Raw genomic sequence first — 19,499 nt, 5'->3', positions numbered from 1 at the left:
CTTGCAGTTCCTCTGAACCTGGTTTTAAATTGTGTACAATTACTTATTGTTTTGTTCACCACAATTATCAAACAGGTGCACCATGCATATCCGAATCATCAACCCGAACACCACCCGCTCCATGACCGAGACCATCGGCACAGCGGCAGAAAAGGTGGCATCTCCGGGCACCCGCATCAGCGCCACTCAACCTGCCAGTGGCCCGGTTTCCATCGAAAGTCATTTCGATGAAGCCATCAGCGCCGTCGGTGTTGCAGAGGAAGTCCTGGCAGGGGAGCGCGGCGACGACCCCGTCGACGCCTACGTGGTTGCCTGCTTTGGTGACCCGGGCCTGCTGGCAGCCCGTGAACTCACACGTGCCCCCGTACTTGGCATAGCGGAAGCAGCATTCCACGTTGCCACCATGATCAGCACCCGGTTTTCCATCGTGACCACGCTCGGGCGCACCGGCATCATCGCCGAGCACCTTCTCGAGAGTTACGGATTCCGTCATCACTGTCGCAAAGTGCGGGCTGCGGAAATACCGGTGCTGGACCTGGAAGACAATGCAGACCTGGCGGTACAGCGCTTGGTGGAGGAGTGCCGCAGGGCAAAAGAAGAAGACAACATCGGCGCCATCGTGCTGGGCTGTGGCGGCATGGCGGATCTCACGGATTACCTGACCGAGGCGGTCGGCCTTCCCGTCATTGAAGGCGTTACTGCAGCCGTAAAGCTATCGGAAGCCCTGGCTGGCCTGAACCTGGGCACCAGCAAACACGGTGACCTGGCGTTCCCGCGCCCGAAGCAGTTTGTCGGACGCTTTGAGAGTTTCTCTGACCTGAACACCCAATAAAACAAGACCTACACAACAATAGATCTGATGCAGAACTAACTATAAAGCCCCTCACACCGGGGCATCCACATCTGCTCTGATGTACGGAGTGGGCAACGACACTGCATGCACAACGAGGCCTAGCATGAGCAACCCTCAAACACAGACCCAATTTCACGCTTCCTATCAGGAAGTATCCGACGTGGACACCAAGGCACTCGGGGAGGAATCACTGGCGCCCCAGAACACCCGCATCATGGGACGACTGTCCTATCTGCTGGCCTGGTTCGGCGGCTGCGTTTCCATTGGCACCTTTACCATGGGTTCCAGCGTGGTTGGCACCCTGAACCTTCTACAGGCTACTCTCGCCATCGCCATCGGCTGCTTCATCATCGGCACAGCCCTGGCCCTGAACGGAGCCGCCGGCTACAAGTATGGCATCCCCTTCATGGTTCAGGCGAGAAGCTCGTTCGGCTTCGCCGGCACCCGCCTGCCCGGCCTCGTGCGAGCCGTTCCCGCCATTGTCTGGTATGGTTTCCAGAGCTGGATTGGTGCCGGAGCACTGAATATGGTGTCCACCACCCTGTTCGGTTTCGACAACCTGGTGTTCTTCTTTATTGCGTTCCAGTTTCTGCAGATTGCCCTGTCAGTCACCGGCTTCCAGGGCATCAAATGGCTGGAGAACGTGGGCAGTGCTTTTATTCTCGCGTCGCTCGTGTACATGTTCTACAGCACGGTTCAACGCTACGGTGACACCCTGTCGGCCAACCTTTTGACGATGGAAGGCTCCTGGGGCCTGCCGTTCTGGGGCGCAACCATGCTGTTCCTTGGTATTTACAGCACCATGATCCTGAACGTCAGCGACTACGCCCGCGAACACAAGCACGGCACCGGCCCGGGCCTGCTGACCACCATCTACTCCATGTCCATCCTGCCATGCACCCTGTTCATGGGCCTGATCGGCTATATGGTTTCCGAGGCCACCGGTGTTGCCGACCCGATTCAGGTCTTCGCCAACGCAGTCGACAACACACCACTGCTGATGACCACTCTGATGTTTATTGCTTTCGCCCAGGTTACCACTAACGTTCTCAACAACGTGGTGCCGCCAACCTACGTACTGATGGATGTCTTCAAGCTGAGTTTCCGAAAGGCAACGATCATTGTAGGTCTTCTGGCATTCGCCACCTTCCCCTGGGAACTGGTGAAAGACGGATCCGCGGCGGGCCTGCAGATTTTCGTGCAGACCTACTCGGCATTCCTTGGCCCGATCTTCGCCGTACTGGTTGTGGACTATTACCTGATCCGCGGTCGGGAGCTGAACCTGAACCACCTGTACAACCCGCAAGGGCCCTACCGGGGCGTAAACTACGCAGCGCTGGTGGCTACCGTTCTGGGGGTTATCGTTGCTCTGAGCTTCTCGGCAGTGTCCTGGTACGCCAGTCTCATTCCCGCCGGTCTGAGCTACTATCTGCTGATGAAATACTGGCCGGCCTGTCAGCGCTTCTGCGACTGACCACAGCGGTGTCAGAAGTGAAAGACAAACCACGCTGACACCGTGTCCATTCGACGCCCCCACGCTTGCCAGTGGGGGCGCTCAACGTCAACGATCAGTCATTGAGCGCAAAGATATCCCTCAGATCCGGAGTTTCCTCCGGCTCCTCAAAGATCGACAACGACGACTCAATCGACTTCAGGTGTCGCGCCATAAACTCACCGGCTCTGACACCCTCTCCGGTCGCCAGCAGATCAATCAGGTTTTCATGATCGTGAGACTCACAACCCAGATGCCCGGAATGACCGTAAACCGCCAGAATCAGGGACGAACGTGAGCATAACTGGCTGACAAATCCCGCCAGAGTGCGGTTGCCGGACAGTTCGGCAAGGCGGGCATGGAAAGCAGCCGAGAGTTTGATAGCCGTCTGCTGTTCACGATTACGGAGCGCTTTCTGCTCCTGGCTCGCCATGTTGCGCAGATCCTCGACATCAGCTTCAGTTATGCGTTTCGCCGCCGCTTCCATCAATGCACACTCCACCAGCAGGCGCGCTTCGAACACATCTTTCGCCTCATCCACCGAAGGACGGGTAACACTGGCGCCCCGGCGGGGAGTTAGAGTAACCAGTTGCTCAAGTGCCAGCCGTTGCAGGACCTTGCGGATACCGGTGCGACTGACACCAAAAACATCAGCAAGTGCATCCTCCCGCAAACGGGCTCCGGGCTTGAGCCTGTGCTCAATGATGGCGTCAGAGACAGACTGATAGATAGCATCCAAGCCTTTATCCCCCGATTTCTTCCCCCCAGAAACGGACGCTTGCTTCTGGTCACCAGAGGTCGATTCCGCCATCTGACCGCTACCACTCATTACGCTTTCCCCGGCTACTGATCCAATTCTGTCGGTTATTGTATACGTTATGTCTGCGCCACGGCGACCGGGTAATCAATAACTGCCAGGAAACCTAAAATGGGAGAATCTGGAGAGCGGGCACCATCAGATCATTGGCGTGCGCACCGATACTAGACAGGCTGCTCAATTTAAGTGCTAGAATTGCGGTAAATCTTCTCCAGTGCTAGCAATGGTGACCTCAATCTGATGGGAACGTCTTCAAAAAGAAATACCAGCAAACAACAGGAAGTTCAGCGAATTTTTGATGCACTATCAAACGCCATTGCCCGTCATTCACTTCCTCCGGGCACCCGCCTGGTTGAGGCAGAGATTGTCAAGGCTCTAAGGGCCAACCGAAACCATGTTCAGGCGGCCATCCAGCGGCTGGCACTTCAAAGCATCGTGACCATTGAGCCAAATCGCGGCGCTCACGTCTCCGAGCCCTCGGTACAGGAAGCACGGGATGTGTTCGAAGCCAGAAGGGCGGTGGAACGGGGCCTTGTAGAAAGCATCACGCCAGAAAAAATGAAGCGCCATGCGAAAATTCTCGAAGCACACATGCAATCGGAGCATGGAGCTACGGCAGGCAACGATCGGCGCGCAATCATTCGTGAGCTGTGCAACTTTCACCGAGTACTCGGAAAAGCTTCCGAAAACCAGGTGCTCTCCAGCATCCTTGAGAACCTGATGCTCAGGAGTTCGCTCATTGTTGCTCTGTATCAACGCAACGATATCCCGGCCTGCCAACACACCGAGCATCGGGAAATCCTCGCCGCCCTGGAAGCGGGGGATAACGGCAAGGCTGCCGAGCTGATGCTTGACCATCTGAACCATCTGGAAAGTGAACTGCAGTTCGAAGACGAGGGCAAACCCGCTATAGACCTCTGTGAAGCTTTGGCCCTGGAAAACGCAAAAACACCTGCATAACCTTCCTGATCCCTCATACTGAGACGTGGCACTTTATTTGCTAGCAATATTTATATATTTTGCTAACGTTACAGTGAGGACAACGTCATCAAAAACCAACGCGTACTGGTCATAGGAGGCAGCTCGGGTATTGGCGAGGCCACCGCCCTCCGTGCAGCCAATGCAGGCGCAGCAGTAACCATTGCCTCGCGCACACCCGAGCGCCTTAACTCCGCCCTGCAACGTCTGCCACCAGGCGTCCTGACACAGGAACTGGACGTCCGGTCAGCATCCGAAGTCGACAGCTTCTTTAAAAGCCATGCGCCATGGAATCACGTTATTCTGGCGGGATCCTCCACTCAGGTCGGCACCGTCAAGTCGCTTCCTCTTGATCAGGCTCAGGACGGCACACAAAGCAAGTTCTGGGGCGCCTACCATGTCGGTCGCAGCGCACTCATATGCAAGGGTGGCTCACTGACCTTTGTCTCCGGCGTTTATGCCCAGAGACCGAACGTCAATGCGGTGCTCCAGGGCGCTCTCAACGCGGCAGTCGAAGGGCTTATGCGAGGACTTGCCCTTGAACTGGCACCGGCGGGAATCCGTGTTAATGCCGTGTCACCGAGCACCACCGCCACGCCCCTCTGGGATCGCCTGGGCCCGGAGGGCCGCGAAGCGAAGTTCACTTCTATGCGCCAGCGACTGCTCACCGGGCAGGTAGCCGCGGCCGACGATATTGCCCACGCCATCTTGTTTGTCGCGACCAATCCCTCCACCACCGGCTCAACCGTGCTGGTGGATGGTGGCGATGCACTGGTCTAGCACCTCATTAATCATCAGGAGCTTCCCATGAAACTGTTAAACGTACCCGTCATTGATCTGGAGCCTTTCCGTCTCGGCAGCGAAGCCGATAAAAAGCAGGTTGCTGAGGCCGTCGACCAGGCCTGCCGTGATATCGGATTTCTGGTCATCCGAGGCCACGGCATCAGTCCCGAGCTCATTGCCCGCGCCCGCAAGGTATCCCGTGAATTCTTTGATCTTCCACTTTCAGAAAAGAAAAAGGTCGCAAGGCCATCGATGGACGTCACCCGGGGCTATACAGGCGTGGATGAGGAATCGCTTGCCCGCTCCCGGGACCCGAACGCAACCGGTAGCGATCTGAACGAAAGCTTCATGATCGGTCCTGTCGACACACCGGGCCCTGACTACGCTAACGCCCCTGCCGCCGGCAAACATTTTGCCCCCAACATATGGCCTGAACAGCCAGCTGAACTCAAAGAGGTCTGGACTCTTTACTACCGGGAAATGGGGCAGCTTGCCGCCTTGCTGATGCGGGTTTTTGCTCTGGCACTGAAGCTTCCGGAAGACCACTTTGATGCTCTGATAGACCGGCATATCAGCCGTCTGCGCGTGCGTAATTACCCGGCGCAACTGACGGAGCCCACCCCGGGGCAGATTCGTGCGGGCGCTCACTCGGACTATGGCAGCCTCACTATTCTCGCCACTGAGGACCGCCCCGGAGGCCTGCAAGTTTGCAACGCCGAAGGCGAATGGGTCGACGTTCCCATTATCCCCGACTGTTTCATCATAAACATCGGCGACCTGCTGGCTCGCTGGACCAACGACACCTGGGTTTCAACTCTGCATCGCGTAGTGAACCCGCCCGCAAACTCTGGCCCCGAGACCCGGCGCCAGTCACTGGTGTTTTTCCACAATCCGAACTACGACGCTACGATCAGCAATCTGATACCGGACACAACTGCAAAATACCCTCCCACCACCTCCGGGGACCACCTGCGCGCCCTGTATGTGGCAACTCAAAACAAATAGCACCCCCGTTGGGGAAACCGGAGACCGGCCATAGAAGGAGCCGGTCTCCGGGAAGTGCCCGCTCAGACGCTTTAGGATTCCCGATTCAAATCCGGCGTCAGCAACCACTCGGCACTGTCATTCCATACGTCCATTCGAGTGATCTGGCCATCACGAACCTCAAAACGGTCTAAATAACGGTTGCCAGCAAACGGGCGACCGTCGGGCCATTCGCCATAAAGCGTGCCGTTGGAATAAACCACCGTGTGGTCGACGTGCTCAGTCCAGTCGAACGATCCCAACTCCTTCTTGACCCAGGCATAGCGCCCACCGTTGAACTCAGTAATGGCCCGGGTACTTTCCATGGCGCGCCCTCCGGTGAAGGTGATGCTCACATCCGGCGCCATAAAGGTAGCTGCGCGCTCCGGATCCGGCGCCATAGACGCCTCAAGAAAATTGCTAACAATCTTAATTGCTTCATCTTTAGCTGACATTCTCAACTCTCCTGTTTGATGATCATTCTCTAAACAATATCCGCTCTATTTCGGGGCAAAAATATCCATAAAGCGCTTTTTTAGTGCCAAAAAACTAAATTTCTCTGAATAACTGACACATTATAGTGGCACCCATGTTGCTAGCAATATTTATACATACTCAAGCAAAGCTGGAGAAATGCAATGCGCTTAACAACACGAATCAAACACTGGTTTCTGCCCCTGGCGGCAACGGGTCTGCTATCCCTGACCAGTCTGGCTCACGCAGACGCCCCCCTGAAGATCGGCCTGGTAGCATCTCTGTCAGGCCAATCCGCCAAATCCGGTGAGGCAATTACCCGCGGATTGACCATTGCAATCGACGAGATCAACGCCAAAGGCGGCATCCTTGGCCGGCAGGTGGAACTGCTGCGCAGGGATGACGAAAGCAACCCGAATAAAGGGCTTCTGGCCGCCCGCGAACTGGTTCAGCGTGAAGAGGTAGCTGTGCTCTTCGGTGGCCTGGACACGCCGGTATCACTGGCCATCGTGCCCTTGGCCAATCAGATGAAATTCCCTTTCATGGGCGTATGGGCTGCCGGCACCCCGATCACCCAGAACGGCGCCGATGAGAACTACGTCTTCCGGGTGTCCGCCGTGGACGAACTGGTAGACGAAGCCCTGGTGCAATACGGCATCGATGAGTTCGGCATGAAAAAGCCAGGCATGGTCCTGATTAACAACCCCTGGGGCGAATCCAACGAAAAGGGCTTCCGCCATGCGCTGGAATCCCGTGATATGGAGTGGGCTGGGATCGAGCGTGTTGAGAGCAACGATATTGACATGGTGCCACAGCTGAGCCGTCTCAAGAATGCCGGTGCAGACTCTCTGTTGATGGTCGCTAACGTCTCACCATCCGCACAGGTGGTGAAATCCCTGGACCGCATGGGCTGGGATGTACCAATTGTTTCCCATTGGGGCCCTGCAGGTGGTCGCTTCAGTGAGCTGGCCGGTGAAAATGCGGCCAAAGTGCACTTCATCCAGACCTTTACTTTCGTTGAAAACCAGCAAGGCAAGGGTGCAGATGTCATGGCGACCCTTAAGCAGCGTTATCCGGAAATCAAGGATCTTGCCGATGTCACACCGGCAGTCGGCATTGCCAACGCTTATGACGCCATGCACCTGACCGCACTCGCCATCGAAAATGCTGGCAGCACCGAAGGCCAAGCTATCCGCAAGGGTTACTTCGCCATTGACGACTACGAAGGCCTGATCAAGAACTACAGCAAGCCATTCTCACCAGAGCAGCCCGACGCTCTCGGTCCGGACGATTATCTGTTCACTCACTTTGTTGATGGCCGCATCGTTCCCGTCGATCGGTAAGCCGCGGCTCGTCAAAGTTCGCACCAGGCATTTGCTAACAGCCGGCCGGATCTCGGATCCGGCCGGCAGGAGGACACCACTTCATGATCACTGCCAGTATTATCAGTGGCCTTGGCATGGGCAGCATGTATGCCCTTCTGGCACTGGGGTTTCACATCACATTCATCGTTTCCCAGACGGTCAATTTTGCCCAGGGCAGCGCGATGATGGTGGGCTCCGTACTGGGCTATACCTTTTGCATTACCCTGGGGATACCCTGGGTGGTGGCCGCGTTTCTGACCCTGTCACTTTGTGCACTCTATGGCCTGGCCATCGAGCGCTTCCTGGTGCGCCCCTTCCATAGCCGGGGCTCGGAAGCCTGGCTACTGGCTACGGTGGCCGGGGGCCTGTTAGTAGACAACCTGGTGATGTTCACTTTCGGCAAAGAACCCCGCCGTTTCCTGCTGGAAGGCGTCGATCATCGCCTGGAACTCTTTGGTACCGGTATCGGGCTGATGCAGCTGATTCTTCCCGTAGTTGTAGCGGCAATCGTACTGGCATTGGTTCTGGTACGGCGATTCACCCGCCTGGGCAAGGTGCTGGATGCGACGGTCCAGAACCCGACAGCGGCCAGGATGATGGGTATCCACGTAACCCGGGTAGTCGCTCTGTCTTTTGCTGTTTCAACCGTATTTGCCGGCATCGCCGGGCTTCTGATTGCACCTCTTGTGAGCGTGCATTCGGAAATGGGCATGCTGTTTGGCCTTAAGGCCTTCGCTGTAGCCATCCTTGGCGGCATAAGCAGCCTCAATGGCGTGGTGTTAGCCGGCCTTCTGTTCGGCCTGGTAGAAGCGCTGATCATTGTCTACCTGGGCTCCACCCTCTCCCAGATCCTGACCTTCAGTCTGGTGATCGCTGCCCTCGCGCTGCGCCCCAACGGTCTGTTCGGTTCCAAAAAGCTGGTGAAAGTATGATGTCCCCCAATTCTCTGGTTTCGCATCGATGGCTGGTACCGAGCCTGCTCGGCTTGCTGGCTCTGACGGGCTCAGTGCTGTCCTTTACCCTGGGTGGCTATGGTCTGCTGGTCATGACGCTGATCGCCCTGACAACGGTCGTGTGCAGCGGCCTCAATATCCTGATCGGTCTCAGCGGCCAGATTTCGTTTGGCCATGTCGCTTTCTACGCCATTGGCGCCTATATCTCGGCACTGATGACCATGGCCGGGGTCCCGCTGGTACTGGCCATGGCCAGCGCGGCTGTCGTCACCGCCGCTGTCGGCGCCCTGCTCGCGATACCCGCGGTTCGTGTCAGCGGCCCATACCTCGCTATGGTGACCATTGCCTTCGGCTTTATCGTGCACCACGGCCTTATCGAGTGGCGATCCCTTACCGGCGGCGCTAACGGCTTGATCGGTGTGCCGATGCCGGACACTGGTAGCCTGCCCGCCAGTACCGGACTGGCGTTGATGGCCGTCGCGCTGATGGTTGCCTCACTGTTGTTTTTCCACCGTCTGTCTGGCAGCAGTTGCGGGCGTGCTATCCGTTCCGTCAAGGCCACCGAAATCGCGGCTCGCTCTCTGGGCTTTAATCCGATACAGACCAAGACCCTGGCCTTTGCCTTGTCTGCACTTTTCGCTGGACTGTCAGGGTCACTATTGTCGCCACTGATGATGTTTATTAACCCCGACTCCTTTCCCTTTACCCAGTCCATTCTCTTTGTATTGGCGGTTATCGTCGGCGGTGCCGGAACTGTATTCGGGCCCTTGCTGGGTGCCATTCTCATCGTGCTCGTGCCGGAACTGCTGTCAAGCATGGCGGAGATGCGACTGCTCCTTTTCGCCGGCGTCCTGCTGGCGGTTCTTTGGATCGCACCAACCGGAGCACTCGGCGTGCTTCAGGCCAGGTTCTCAAAATCAGAGCGCGTGATACCCCGGCAACAGCCCGACACTAATCGATTGGCGAGTTTCCTGACATGCGACGCGGGTGTCCCTGACGGCTTGCGCGTTAAGGATATCGGCATCCGGTTCGGCGGCGTACAAGCGGCTGAGCGAGTCAGTTTCACGGCCAAACCAGGCAGTGTTACCAGCATCATCGGGCCCAACGGCGCGGGTAAAACCACCGTCCTGAACATGGTCAGCGGCTTCTACGCGCCGGACAGCGGCCGCATTGACCTCGACAGTGACCTGGCCGGCTTGCCTGCCTGGAAGATCGCCCGGGCCGGCATTGCCCGGACCTACCAGACCACGCAGTTGTTTGCAGGCCTGACTGTACTCGAGAATCTGCTGGCCGGAATGCAACGAGGCCGCCTGGGAGATTGCTGGCGCAAGCCAGACCCCCGGCAGGTAGACATCGCCATGGATTTGCTGGCACTGGTTGGCTACCGCGGTTCGGTGCACACCCTCGCTGAGGCTCTACCACATGTTGATCGCCGCCTGGTAGAAATCGCCCGGGCCCTGGCGCTTAAACCAAGGGTATTGTTGCTGGACGAGCCCGCCGCCGGCCTGAGTCGGGCCGATACGGATCAGGTGACCGAACTGCTTCGGACCATTTCAGGCTTTGGTATTGCCGTAATCCTGGTGGAGCATGACATGACCATGGTGATGTCTGTTTCCGACCGCATCCTGGTGCTGGATTCCGGACGCCCCATCGCGTGGGGAGAGCCTGAAGAGGTTCGTGCCAATCCGGAGGTGGTAAAGGCCTACCTCGGAAGTACCGATTACCAGGCACCGCCGCGCCCCAAGGCATGGGACGGAAGTCGGGACGCCACCCTGTTCGTTAAGGACCTGTTGATCGATTACGGCGCAGCCCCGGTGGTCGAGGGAGCAAGCCTTGTGGTCAACCCAGGGGAACTTATTGCCATCCTTGGGGCCAATGGCGCCGGCAAGTCCAGCATTCTTCAGGCTATTGCAGGATTGCACTCTGCCTCCAAGGGCTCAGTAGTGCTTAACAACGAAAATATCGAAACCCTGGACGCCAACCAGATTGCCGGCAAAGGGCTGGCACTGGTGCCCGAGGGTCGTCAGGTCTTTCCGGAACTGAGCGTGCGGGACAACCTGCTAATGGGGGCATATTCTCGGGCCGATCGCGCTGACCTTGACCAGGACGTAGATGACATTCTGGCTCGCTTCCCGAGGCTGAAGGACCGAATTAACAGCCCTGCAGGCCTGCTGTCCGGTGGTGAGCAGCAAATGGTGGCCGTTGGTCGCGGTCTGATGGCGAAACCTTCGATCCTGTTGTTGGACGAGCCTTCTCTGGGACTGGCCCCTGCCATGGTCGCCGAGCTTTATGACGCTCTGGCTACCCTGCGGGATGAAGGCGTCACCCTGCTGCTGGTGGATCAGATGGCCAACCTGGCCCTGCAGGTCGCGGACCGGGCTTACGTATTGGAAACCGGGCGAGTGGTTCATTCCGGCGATGCCGAAACCCTCCGCAACGATCCGGAACTGGAAGCAGCCTACCTTGGGGAAAATGTTGCATGAGCTCAATACTGTTCAAGAACCTGAGGTTGCCGGATCAACCAGAGCAGGTCACTGAATTACGGGTGGAACACGGCAGGTTTATCGAAGCCTTCGCCACCGATGCGTCACCGACCACCGAGATTGATCTTGGGGGCCATCTGGTCCTGCCAGGACTCATCGAAACACATATTCACCTGGACAAGGCCTGCATCATGGACCGCTGCAAGCTACAGGAAGGCACCCTCGAGGAAGCAGTATCCAGTACCAGTGCCGCCAAGTCGGAGTTCACCGAGACGGATGTCTATCAGCGCGGCGCTCGCATTCTGGAACAGGCCATTACTCAGGGTACCACCCATATGCGCACTCATGTGGAACTGGATCCCGGCATCGGACTGACCGGCTTCCGGGCGATCCGCCGACTACAGCATGATTATGCCTGGGGAGTCACCCTGGAACTCTGTGTTTTCCCCCAGGAGGGCCTGCTCAATAATCCGGGCACCGAAGAGCTTTTATGTGAAGCACTGGAGAATGGAGCCACCGTCCTCGGCGGCTGCCCCTACATGGATGATGATCCTGCCGGTCAAATCCGCCGGTTGTTCGAGCTGGCGGAGCGTTACAACTGCGACCTGGATCTGCATCTGGACTTCGATCTCAACCCACAGGGCATGACGATACCGGAGGTGATTCGGTGCACCCTGGCCCATGGCTGGCAGCACCGGGTTACGATCGGCCATGCCACCAAGCTGTCGGCATTGGCACCAGACCAATTCCGGGAAACCGCTTTGGCTCTGGCCGAAGCCGGCGTTCAGGTGACCGCATTACCCTCCACCGATCTCTTCCTCACTGGCCGGGATGCCACCCACAACGTGCCCCGTGGCGTGGCTCCGCTGGCAAGGCTCCACGCCTGCGGTGTGACGTGTTCGCTGTCTACCAATAACGTAGGCAACCCCTTCACGCCGTTCGGTGATGTCTCGCTGATCCGTCAGGCCAATCTGCTGGCTAACGTCTGCCATCTGGGCACGTCGGTGGAGCTCGCGCGTTGCCTTGGATGGATTTCGGAGGAATCTGCGAAGCTGATTCGCCTGCAGGATTATGGTCTTACGCCGGGCTGTGCCGCCGACTTTATTGTCTTGGATGCCGATTCACCGGCGGCAGTGATTGCAAATCTGGCGCAGCCACTGATGGCATTCAAGGGCGGCCGCCAGAGCTTTACCCGCAAGGCTGCGCAGCTTTTCGTGCCGACTGACAATCACGGCGGATCAATCTAGAACGCCCCATGCCAGGGCGAACACCGCAAAGTAGATGATAACCGAGCAAACTACCGAAATTACGCTGCCCGCCAAAATGGTGGGCCAGCGGCTGTAATCCTGCCTTTTCATCATCGCGTTATTGAAGACCAGTGTTGCGATAACGATGCCACCAATCCCGAAAAGCCAGACACCAAAAACCGCGGAAGCTGCCATTTTGGTTGCCAGGGACATTGGAAAGTAAATTGCTGGCCGATGAAAAAAACCATACAGAGTACCTGTCACCCAGAAACTTCCAATGCTTACGAATATGATTGCCAACAGAAAAGCCACGAACTCCATAGTCACCCTCCGTAATCAGTACTCACGACACCAGGCGCAGCAGCGCTCTTGAATGATTCCGAATGGCACGAGGTGGTCTTGACGCTGTCAAGCAGCCTGCCGCAGAACTCAAAGCAGGTCTGTCGGGACATTCGATTTGAATTCCAAAAACTCGCTGGGTTAGGCTGTTCAAAAAGCGAGCAGCATGGTAGTTGACGGCTATGGCACAGACTCAGGAACCAACCCTCACCGTGGCACCCCTTAACCCTGAAAATCTGGCCCTGCTCGAACAGGAAGGCCTCTCCGTAAAACCGCTGGAACCTATTGGGGCTGAAATCTACGGTGCCGATGTCCGCAACCGCTTATCAGATCCCGCGATAAAAGCTCTGGAAGCCGAAATGGCGAATCGCGGGTTCATCGTTTTCAAACACCAGGCGGGCCTTTCCTCAGAGGAACTGATTGATACATGCACCTGGTGGGGCGGGCACGAGATCCATTTAACCCACGGCGTTCATCCCGCAACACCTGGCCGTAACAGACGTATCTTCCGCTCCTCCAGCGCTGGCCACAAGAGCATTTCCCGCACCGGCACACAGTGGCACAACGATGGCAACCTGGAGGCTGCCAGCTTCTCCCATAGCGCCTACTATATCGCCCGTGCGCCACACAACGGCGCCGGCACCCACTTCGCGCATCAGGGTGCCGCGTTTGATGCACTCCCACCGGACAAGCAGGATCTCTGGCAGCGCCTGGTGTCGGTAAACTCCGCTTCCAGCGTAACTCATCCTGTGGTCCATACCCATCCGATTTCCGGCCGTAAAAGCGTCTGGCTGCATCTGGGCATGACCGGCGCCGTGATCGAGCGCCTGCCGGACGAAGGGCTGACAATCGACCAGCTGAAAACCCTTCCCGCACACATCGACTGCTTCCGGTTGCTGGATGAAGTCGCCATGAAGAACCTGTTCAACGACTACAATGACCTGCTGGATCATTCCATCAAGAGTGGCTATGGCATTCACTATGAATTCGATACCGGCGATCTGTTATTCATCGACAACTGGGCTGTTGCCCACCGGGCGTCGCCCAATGCTCACGAGCCGGCAACACAGCAGGGGCTGGATTTTATGGACCGGGTAATCATCAAAGCCCCGCGGAACCTTTCACCTCAGTTTGGCTTGCCCCAGTATATCAACATGGCCAGCCCCCACCCTTTCAACAGAGACGGCGTTTGGCAAGCAGGTGAACCGGGCTTTCGATGGAAAGATGACATGCGCACGCAAAATTAAAAGAACCGTTTTCCGGCAGCGCTATGAGGCCACAGACTTTGAATTTGCCCAGCAGCCAACTAAGCTGATTTGTTTATTGCATTCTGTTGGACCCTGGCCATGAAAGCATGCGAGCAGTCATACCTCGCCTGGATCCCCCTGTACCTGCTACTGACTGCAGCCCAAGCTGCGGTTGCCGAGACGGTTCTGCACGTCGCCTACGAAGATAAAACCCAGTTTCCCTACTACATGGGCGACACACAACAGGTTCTGGAAAGACCCGGTGCAGCGGTAGAACTGGTAAAACTGCTGGAAGAGCGGATACCGGATCTACGCATCAGATTCAGCCGCTTTCCCTGGAAACGCTGCCTTGCCATGCTCGAGACCGGCCAGGTGGATGGGATATTCAATGCATCCTACAATACTGAGCGCACTCGAATTGGCGAATACCCCCGAAAAGATGGACAAATCGACCCCTCACGACGCCTGACCACCATCAGCTACCATCTCTATTCCCTGTCAGACGCTGACCTGGGCTGGAATGGCGAGGCTTTCGAGGCGTCCGACCTCAGGATTGGCGCCCCACTGGGTTACTCTATTGTGAGGGACCTGGAGGATCTGGGTGTGTCGGTGATGAAGGTCCGCAGCTCCAGGCAAAGCCTGCAACTGCTGGTCGCAAAGCGGGTAGATGCCGTTGCGCTTCAATCGATCACGGCGGATTTCCTGTTGGACAAGAACGCAGACCAACTGACAGGCATTGTCCGGATTCACCCGCCTCTGGAAACCAAGCCCTACTACCTTATGCTTTCCCGGCAGTTCAAGGCGGCGAACCCACAGCTGTCAGAACAGATCTGGAATGCCGTCCGTCAGCTGAGAAAGGAGAAGCTGGAGGCATTGTCGCAGCCTTACCTCTCCAAACCAGGGACGCCCACACAAACGGTTGTCAGCACAGGAAAACTGACGTCCAACTCAAAGTGACAGTCACCGTGCCGCCAGTCCGTAAGTGATCGCGGCACACACCGCCGCAGCCTGGGCGCGATTGCATTGTTCCGGGGTGACACGCGGGCTGTCGGGATAAACTTCGGTTGTCGTCCTGTAGGGAGCCCGGGTAACACCGGCGCACAGCCCCCACTGCGTGAGCGGATACTCAATGACACCGCGAGCGACCACCGGTGAGCCAAAAATCTCACCTTTATCGTCGGCTGGCGCGATATGCGTAACCTGCTCGACCGCCCCGATGACTGCCTGCTGGAATTCCGGCTGCGGGTTCGCGCTATCGTCAACGACATAGAAACCATCGGGAATCCCTGCGGGCTCGAATGGTTTGCCATCACGAGCAGCCAGCGCAGGACGGAACTCGCTTTCGTCAGTATCAGTGGTTTCGTGAAGGTCGATATGAATCAACGCCCGATCACGATAAGGCGCCACCAATCGCATAAGCGCCGTAGACTCCTCCGCGGGGCTGTCATCATGGAAGGAACGGTTCGGATCGATCGCGTTCCGGTTCCAGCGGTGGATGCGCTCGTATGCCCAGGGACTGACACAGGGCGCAACCAGCAAATTCACGCGACCCGCATACGCCTCTGCGTGTTTGTCAACAAAGCGGAGTGCGCCATGCACACCACTGGTTTCATAACCATGAACACCCCCGGTAACCAGGACCACAGGCAGATCGTCGTTCCAGTTGCGGCTGCGTATCGCCATAAGCGGATACCGGTCGGGACCGTAATCCAGGCAACCATACTCTTCCACATCAAAGCGGGAGCGCAGGCGTTCAATCACACCCAGAACCTCCGACGCGTAGCTGCGCCGACGAGTCTGCCGTGACAACCACTCGGAGCGTTCTGCATCGCCCCAGGGAGTGCCAGATGTACCAATGGGATAGGGTGCGGGAGCCATGTTCATATCGCCTTTTGTCTCCGGTAGTGGCCGTGGCCGATTCTGGCTCGCCATCAGTTCCCTGAGGGCGAAGATATCGTCAGTATGTCTATGGGATCAGGCGTCACTGTGCCAGGGACTTGCAGCCAGAAACGCCGATGCCTGCATGGAATATATTGCCTGATCGACGTACCGACCGTTTAAAAACTCATTGTCCCGGAGCACACCGTCATACTCGAAACCCAAACGCTCCGGGATGCGCCTGCTCCTGGTGTTACCTGTTGCACAAGCAATTTCGATTCGGCTTAAGCCGCACTCTCGAAACCCATGTTCAACCAGTGCCTTCACGCATAATGCCATGATTCCTTTACCCGAATAGCGGTGTCCCAGCCAATAGCCGAGACTACCGACCCCATTTTTTATGTCAAATGGATGGAATCCGCACGCACCACACAGAGTCGAGCCATAGAAAATTGCGTAGTGCGGATTGTTGCCGGATTCGTATTGCGATATGGCCGATCTGATGAAGGATTCGGTGTCTGCTGGAGACCTGGTCCCATCAACCCACGGCAACCACTTGCGAAGGTGTTCGCGATTGGCCTCTATAAGGTCAAACAGCTCTGCCTTATGATTCAGGCAGAGTAACTGCATTTCAAGGGATTGATCTATCCGCAACGTCTTCTCCCATCGGCCAGTACCGAGAACAGCCACCATACAATAGAGTCGACACCGTAAACGATAGAGTACATGCTGCCGCAACAGGCTATCCTCGGGCAAACCCGGAGGCTCGAACCCGTAACGATACTCCATGCCGGTACGCTTCATGACACGGCACGACCACTCACTGGCTTCGGTAGTAAAGGAGACAGCCTCTGATGCCTAACCGTTCCCCCAGTGGGCTGAGGGCTGGTATCTTCGGGTGCCGGTTTTCGTGCTGAACAGGAGATTGTCTGTGAAAAGTTGGTTATTTCTCGGCATAGCCATTGTTGCAGAAGTCGTCGCGACCAGCGGGCTAAAGGCCAGTGAAGGTTTTACCAGGCTCTGGCCCAGCCTTCTGGTGATTGCAGGCTATGCGGTTGCCTTTTACTTCCTCTCCATCACGCTCAAAGAGATTCCTGTGGGCCTTGCCTATGCCATATGGGCGGGGCTTGGCATTGTACTGGTAGCGTTTATCGGATGGCTGATCTACGGGCAGACGCTGGATATAGCGAGTGTGATCGGAATAACGCTGATAATTTCCGGCGTCGTTGTGATCAATGTATTCTCCAGGACAATGGCTCACTAACCGGCCAACAACAAACACCGGAGCTTATTCATGCACCTTCCTTTCTGGCTGACCACTGCCCTGCTCTTCCCGATACTGTTTTTTCAGGGCAAAAAGGCGCGGCGCACAACGCCAAGGCTGCCGGAAGCCGGGGGCTCACCTTCTGGCCAGTACGGGGAAGGCGCCCCCGAAAAGCGAATCCTGGTCATCGGGGAATCCACGGCGGCCGGAGTCGGTGTTGAAACTCATAACCAGGGCCTGGCCAGCCAGTTGGCCAGGCAGATTCACGAGCGCACCGGCCAGGCCATTGCCTGGCATACTTACGGGGTCAATGGTATCCGGCTCGGGGCACTGGTTCGGCAACTGGAAAATGCCGACCTACCGGAAGCGGATGTAGTGCTGTTGAGCATGGGGGTGAACGATACCACAGGGTTCACTCCCCGCTTTCGGTTCCGCCAGCAATTGATTGAATTGCGCCGAATGCTTGCGCCGCGATACCCCGGGCCTCTGCTTCTTATCAGTGTGCCCCCCATGCATCTGTTCACTGCGTTGCCGGCGCCGCTCCGGCACATCATGGGCTGGCGATCCCGGCAACTCGATCGCATTTATCTACAGCTTGCCAGGAACAGTTCCAGCGATTTCAGATATCTGAACTATCCAACGGTCACCGACCCCGCATTGCTGGCCCGTGATGGTTACCACCCCGGTCCAAATGGCTACTCGTTCATTGCGGAGGCCCTGTCCGACGCCATTTCCTGATACCAGTTACAAGGAAAACAATACGGCTAAAGAATCATTTTTCCTTCTGTGCGTTTTCGGTTTAGCTTGCTACTCTTGAATTGGCTTAAAAATAACAAAGGAGGACAACATGTTAGACAGGGCATCCAAACCCATGGTCAGTCTGGTAGACAAGTATTTGCCAGACCCCTACCTGTTCGTAATTATCCTGACGCTGGTCGCGTTCATTGCCGCAATGGTTTTCGAAGGCCATAGCCCCATGGCGGTCGTGGAAATGTGGGGTAACGGTTTCTGGAACCTGCTGACCTTTTCCATGCAGATGCTGCTGGTATTGGTTACCGGGTTCATGATGGCAAGTACACCACTGGTACGAGGAATCCTGAATCGGATTGCGGGGCTTGCCAGAACGCCTGGCCAGGCGATTGTGCTGGTTACCTTTATTGCTCTTGTCGCCAGTTGGATCAACTGGGGTTTCGGTCTGGTCGTCGGCGCACTGTTCGCCAAGGCCCTGGCACGCCAGATTCGCGTTCACTATCCGTTGCTGATTGCCAGTGCCTACTCCGGCTTCATTGTCTGGCATGGCGGCCTTGCCGGGTCCATACCCCTGACCATCGCGACTGAAGGTCACTTCACGGCAGACGTGATCGGCATTATCGGCACCAGCGAAACAATCTTCGCGTTCTTCAACCTGGCCATTGTGGCTGCGCTGTTCATTATCGTGCCTCTGGTTAACCGGCTCATGCTGCCCGACGAAAGAGACAGCGTGTACGCAGACCCCAAGGTTCTGGACGATGAACCCGATACTGCCGTGGTTATCAATCGTCCGGCCGATTACCTGGAAAACAGCAGGATTCTTGCCTGGCTGATCGGTTTCAGTGGTATCGCGTTTGTCTTCCAGTACTTTATCAATGGCAGCGGGCTGAACCTGAACATTGTGAATTTCATGTTCCTGTTCGTGGCGATCATTCTGCACCAGACTCCGAAACGTCTTCTTACCAGCCTGAACGAGGGCGTGAAAGGCGGTGCCGGTATCGTTATCCAGTTTCCGTTTTACGCGGGCATCATGAGTGTGATGACGGCATCCGGACTGGCCGCCAGCATTTCTGCCGGTTTCGTTTCCATTGCCAGTGCAGAAAGCCTGCCGTTCTGGAGTTTTGTAAGCGCCGGGGTGGTGAATATCTTCGTACCGTCGGGCGGTGGCCAGTGGGCAGTTCAGGCACCGGTTATGTTGCCAGCGGCCCAGGAACTCGGCGCGAACATACCCAGGGTAGCCATGGCCGTTGCCTGGGGTGACGCCTGGACCAACCTGCTACAACCTTTCTGGGCCCTGCCGGTACTGGCCATTGCCGGACTGAAAGCCAAGGACATTATGGGTTACTGCCTGATGCTGCTGATCATTACCGGCATCATCATCAGCGCAGGTTTGACCTGGTTGTAACGTCTGCCCGGTCACTGAATCCGGGGAGTGCTCAAACTCCCCGGACCTCATCACGAAAATCTATGCATTTTTTGAACAAGAAGCTAAATTAAAGAAAGTGTCGACCCACGGCACGCTCTCCGGCATAAGCATTAAGGTTCCGGAAAGGA

The 19,499-nt window shown here is 56.8% G+C and carries 19 protein-coding genes; 14 read left to right on the top strand and 5 right to left on the bottom strand.

All coding sequences use genetic code 11. The annotated features are described in order from the left end of the window. Positions 1-82 precede the first annotated feature (82 nt). Both KO499_RS10710 and KO499_RS10705 read left to right on the top strand, forming a co-directional pair. On the top strand, positions 83-832 hold the full coding sequence (locus KO499_RS10710) for an aspartate/glutamate racemase family protein (RefSeq protein ID WP_215983729.1): 750 nt from the start codon (positions 83-85) through the stop codon (positions 830-832). Positions 833-956: 124 nt separating this feature from the next. Then, positions 957-2,327 (top strand): NCS1 family transporter, encoded by a 1,371-nt coding sequence (locus KO499_RS10705; RefSeq protein WP_228339873.1) that lies wholly within the window; start codon positions 957-959, stop codon positions 2,325-2,327. 94 nt (positions 2,328-2,421) lie between these two features. On the opposite strand, the gene KO499_RS10700 is transcribed toward KO499_RS10705, so the two are convergent. Beyond that, positions 2,422-3,174: a GntR family transcriptional regulator gene (locus KO499_RS10700; RefSeq protein WP_215983727.1), complete on the bottom strand. Its 753-nt coding sequence runs from the start codon at positions 3,172-3,174 to the stop codon at positions 2,422-2,424. 228 nt (positions 3,175-3,402) lie between these two features. On the opposite strand from KO499_RS10700, the gene KO499_RS10695 reads away from it, so the two are divergent. The 3 genes from KO499_RS10695 (at position 3,403) to KO499_RS10685 (ending at position 5,928) form a co-directional block, all read left to right on the top strand. Beyond that, a complete protein-coding gene (locus KO499_RS10695) occupies positions 3,403-4,122 on the top strand; it encodes a GntR family transcriptional regulator (protein ID WP_215983726.1) in 720 nt (239 codons plus the stop codon). An 87-nt stretch (positions 4,123-4,209) separates the two neighbouring features. Continuing rightward, complete coding sequence (locus KO499_RS10690; RefSeq protein ID WP_215983900.1) at positions 4,210-4,920, top strand: SDR family oxidoreductase; 711 nt, start codon at positions 4,210-4,212, stop codon at positions 4,918-4,920. Positions 4,921-4,947: 27 nt separating this feature from the next. Further along, positions 4,948-5,928 carry an isopenicillin N synthase family dioxygenase gene (locus KO499_RS10685; protein WP_215983725.1) on the top strand — a complete coding sequence of 327 codons (981 nt, stop codon included), beginning with the start codon at positions 4,948-4,950 and terminating at the stop codon, positions 5,926-5,928. Between the two features lie 71 nt (positions 5,929-5,999). Here KO499_RS10685 and KO499_RS10680 read toward each other — a convergent pair whose 3' ends face one another. Further along, positions 6,000-6,401: a nuclear transport factor 2 family protein gene (locus KO499_RS10680; RefSeq protein ID WP_215983724.1), complete on the bottom strand. Its 402-nt coding sequence runs from the start codon at positions 6,399-6,401 to the stop codon at positions 6,000-6,002. A 183-nt stretch (positions 6,402-6,584) separates the two neighbouring features. Between KO499_RS10680 and KO499_RS10675 the strand changes: the two genes are divergently transcribed. From KO499_RS10675 to KO499_RS10660, 4 genes are all read left to right on the top strand, one after another. Next, positions 6,585-7,763 carry an ABC transporter substrate-binding protein gene (locus KO499_RS10675; RefSeq protein WP_215983723.1) on the top strand — a complete coding sequence of 393 codons (1,179 nt, stop codon included), beginning with the start codon at positions 6,585-6,587 and terminating at the stop codon, positions 7,761-7,763. Between the two features lie 83 nt (positions 7,764-7,846). Then, entirely contained in the window at positions 7,847-8,716 is an 870-nt protein-coding gene (locus KO499_RS10670) for a branched-chain amino acid ABC transporter permease (protein WP_215983722.1), read from the top strand. Then, positions 8,713-11,220, top strand: a complete 2,508-nt coding sequence (locus tag KO499_RS10665; RefSeq protein WP_215983721.1) for an ATP-binding cassette domain-containing protein — start codon at positions 8,713-8,715, stop codon at positions 11,218-11,220. The genes KO499_RS10670 and KO499_RS10665 overlap by 4 nt, the downstream gene beginning before the upstream one ends. After that, complete coding sequence (locus KO499_RS10660; RefSeq protein ID WP_215983720.1) at positions 11,217-12,467, top strand: amidohydrolase family protein; 1,251 nt, start codon at positions 11,217-11,219, stop codon at positions 12,465-12,467. The genes KO499_RS10665 and KO499_RS10660 overlap by 4 nt, the downstream gene beginning before the upstream one ends. Here KO499_RS10660 and KO499_RS10655 read toward each other — a convergent pair. Then, positions 12,459-12,788, bottom strand: coding sequence for a hypothetical protein (locus KO499_RS10655; protein ID WP_215983719.1), 330 nt, complete (start codon positions 12,786-12,788; stop codon positions 12,459-12,461). The genes KO499_RS10660 and KO499_RS10655 overlap by 9 nt on opposite strands. Positions 12,789-12,988: 200 nt before the next feature. On the opposite strand from KO499_RS10655, the gene KO499_RS10650 reads away from it, so the two are divergent. Together KO499_RS10650 and KO499_RS10645 are read left to right on the top strand one after the other, a co-directional pair. Further along, positions 12,989-14,053: a TauD/TfdA dioxygenase family protein gene (locus KO499_RS10650; RefSeq protein WP_215983718.1), complete on the top strand. Its 1,065-nt coding sequence runs from the start codon at positions 12,989-12,991 to the stop codon at positions 14,051-14,053. A gap of 99 nt (positions 14,054-14,152) precedes the next feature. After that, positions 14,153-15,010: a substrate-binding periplasmic protein gene (locus KO499_RS10645; RefSeq protein ID WP_215983717.1), complete on the top strand. Its 858-nt coding sequence runs from the start codon at positions 14,153-14,155 to the stop codon at positions 15,008-15,010. A 3-nt stretch (positions 15,011-15,013) separates the two neighbouring features. Here the strand turns inward: KO499_RS10645 and KO499_RS10640 are convergent, their stop codons facing one another. Both KO499_RS10640 and KO499_RS10635 read right to left on the bottom strand, forming a co-directional pair. Next, the gene (locus KO499_RS10640; protein ID WP_215983716.1) at positions 15,014-15,937 is read right to left on the bottom strand and encodes a M14 family metallocarboxypeptidase; all 924 of its coding nucleotides are present in this window, start codon (positions 15,935-15,937) and stop codon (positions 15,014-15,016) included. 90 nt (positions 15,938-16,027) lie between these two features. Further along, entirely contained in the window at positions 16,028-16,735 is a 708-nt protein-coding gene (locus KO499_RS10635; RefSeq protein ID WP_215983715.1) for a GNAT family N-acetyltransferase, read from the bottom strand. 127 nt (positions 16,736-16,862) lie between these two features. Here KO499_RS10635 and KO499_RS10630 point away from each other — a divergent pair, with 127 nt between their 5' ends. The 3 genes from KO499_RS10630 (at position 16,863) to KO499_RS10620 (ending at position 19,350) form a co-directional block, all read left to right on the top strand. Next, the gene (locus KO499_RS10630; RefSeq protein ID WP_215983714.1) at positions 16,863-17,195 is read left to right on the top strand and encodes a DMT family transporter; all 333 of its coding nucleotides are present in this window, start codon (positions 16,863-16,865) and stop codon (positions 17,193-17,195) included. Between the two features lie 30 nt (positions 17,196-17,225). Next, on the top strand, positions 17,226-17,933 hold the full coding sequence (locus KO499_RS10625) for an SGNH/GDSL hydrolase family protein (protein WP_215983713.1): 708 nt from the start codon (positions 17,226-17,228) through the stop codon (positions 17,931-17,933). Positions 17,934-18,042: 109 nt separating this feature from the next. Continuing rightward, positions 18,043-19,350: a short-chain fatty acid transporter gene (locus KO499_RS10620; RefSeq protein WP_215983712.1), complete on the top strand. Its 1,308-nt coding sequence runs from the start codon at positions 18,043-18,045 to the stop codon at positions 19,348-19,350. The last annotated feature ends 149 nt before the right edge of the window (positions 19,351-19,499 follow it).

Source organism: Marinobacter sp. F3R08 (assembly GCF_018860425.1).
Lineage (GTDB): Bacteria > Pseudomonadota > Gammaproteobacteria > Pseudomonadales > Oleiphilaceae > Marinobacter.
The sequence above is the reverse complement of the archived record's forward strand: the minus strand, read 5'-3'. Positions and strand labels throughout refer to the sequence as shown.

Coding starts and splice junctions, on each gene's coding strand:
- KO499_RS10620 (WP_215983712.1), top strand. CDS start 18,043: ATGTTAGACAGGGCATCCAAACCCATGGTCAGTCTGGTAGACAAGTAT.
- KO499_RS10670 (WP_215983722.1), top strand. CDS start 7,847: ATGATCACTGCCAGTATTATCAGTGGCCTTGGCATGGGCAGCATGTAT.
- KO499_RS10685 (WP_215983725.1), top strand. CDS start 4,948: ATGAAACTGTTAAACGTACCCGTCATTGATCTGGAGCCTTTCCGTCTC.
- KO499_RS10660 (WP_215983720.1), top strand. CDS start 11,217: ATGAGCTCAATACTGTTCAAGAACCTGAGGTTGCCGGATCAACCAGAG.
- KO499_RS10695 (WP_215983726.1), top strand. CDS start 3,403: ATGGGAACGTCTTCAAAAAGAAATACCAGCAAACAACAGGAAGTTCAG.
- KO499_RS10680 (WP_215983724.1), bottom strand. CDS start 6,401: ATGTCAGCTAAAGATGAAGCAATTAAGATTGTTAGCAATTTTCTTGAG.
- KO499_RS10710 (WP_215983729.1), top strand. CDS start 83: ATGCATATCCGAATCATCAACCCGAACACCACCCGCTCCATGACCGAG.
- KO499_RS10700 (WP_215983727.1), bottom strand. CDS start 3,174: ATGAGTGGTAGCGGTCAGATGGCGGAATCGACCTCTGGTGACCAGAAG.
- KO499_RS10650 (WP_215983718.1), top strand. CDS start 12,989: ATGGCACAGACTCAGGAACCAACCCTCACCGTGGCACCCCTTAACCCT.
- KO499_RS10655 (WP_215983719.1), bottom strand. CDS start 12,788: ATGGAGTTCGTGGCTTTTCTGTTGGCAATCATATTCGTAAGCATTGGA.
- KO499_RS10635 (WP_215983715.1), bottom strand. CDS start 16,735: ATGAAGCGTACCGGCATGGAGTATCGTTACGGGTTCGAGCCTCCGGGT.
- KO499_RS10645 (WP_215983717.1), top strand. CDS start 14,153: ATGAAAGCATGCGAGCAGTCATACCTCGCCTGGATCCCCCTGTACCTG.
- KO499_RS10640 (WP_215983716.1), bottom strand. CDS start 15,937: ATGAACATGGCTCCCGCACCCTATCCCATTGGTACATCTGGCACTCCC.
- KO499_RS10625 (WP_215983713.1), top strand. CDS start 17,226: ATGCACCTTCCTTTCTGGCTGACCACTGCCCTGCTCTTCCCGATACTG.
- KO499_RS10705 (WP_228339873.1), top strand. CDS start 957: ATGAGCAACCCTCAAACACAGACCCAATTTCACGCTTCCTATCAGGAA.
- KO499_RS10675 (WP_215983723.1), top strand. CDS start 6,585: ATGCGCTTAACAACACGAATCAAACACTGGTTTCTGCCCCTGGCGGCA.
- KO499_RS10665 (WP_215983721.1), top strand. CDS start 8,713: ATGATGTCCCCCAATTCTCTGGTTTCGCATCGATGGCTGGTACCGAGC.